The sequence below is a fragment of the Marinimicrobium sp. ARAG 43.8 genome, from assembly GCF_050113635.1.
Lineage (GTDB): Bacteria > Pseudomonadota > Gammaproteobacteria > Pseudomonadales > Cellvibrionaceae > Marinimicrobium.
In genome coordinates this window covers 1-789 of record NZ_JBNJLT010000032.1, presented here as the reverse complement: position 1 = coordinate 789, position 789 = coordinate 1, and the positions used below count along the sequence as shown (strand labels likewise).

Below are 789 nucleotides of genomic sequence, written 5' to 3'. Positions count from 1 at the left end.
TCGTTGTCGGTGATGTTGCTTTTAACCTCTTTGGGTCGCTTACCTTGCCCCATCCGTGGGGTTGCTGTCTTTAGGAATTGGTCGATCCGATCAAACTCTTTGCTCAGCGTATCTGAGGCTTTCTGCAACTGACGCTTGCGATCCCGCTCGCTGGGTTTGCGGGCATCGAGCTTCTTATGCTCCTTGAGACAGGCGCGAATCTTCCGTTTGATCTTGTCGCGTTTTTGAGTCAACTCGTCCAACGTGCCGGAATGCTCTTTGGCGGCATTGGAGGACATCTTGCAGCCATCAATGGCGAACAGCTCGTTGCCGAGCAAGCCCTGTTGGTCACAGACCAGAAGCACTTGCTCAAATACTGACTCAATGGCGTCGGGGTAGCTACTGATAAAGCTGGCGATGCTGGTGAAGTGGGGAACGGAGTCACAGGACAGGGCCTTGAAAATGATGTTGTGCTCGCACTGCCACTGGATTTCTCGGCTGGAGGTAATGCCTTTGGCGTAGGCATAGAGAATGATCTTTAGGAGGATTACCGGGTCGTAGGCCGCGCGCCCGCCAGCGTCGTTCTTGTACTTCTCGTGAAATGCCGACAGGTCAATGTGGTCATCGATCAGTCGGTGCAGTGTGAACTCGAAGGTTCCCGGCTGTAACTGTTCCTCAAAATCGATAACGACCATGGCGCTTTGGCTGTAGTCGTATTTCTTGAAGTTTGGCATGGCGTCGCGTCCTTTAAACGATGCCCAATTTTATCAAAAAAGGCCTTGTTTTTGGAGTTTTTCTACGGCTTCAACG

General features: G+C 51.8%; 1 protein-coding gene. It reads right to left on the bottom strand.

Annotated features, from left to right (window positions below; translation table 11 throughout):
- Positions 1-713 (bottom strand): transposase (locus ACQCLF_RS16025; protein WP_426989097.1); only part of this gene is annotated, 713 nt, incomplete at its 3' end.
- Between the last annotated feature and the right edge of the window lie 76 nt (positions 714-789).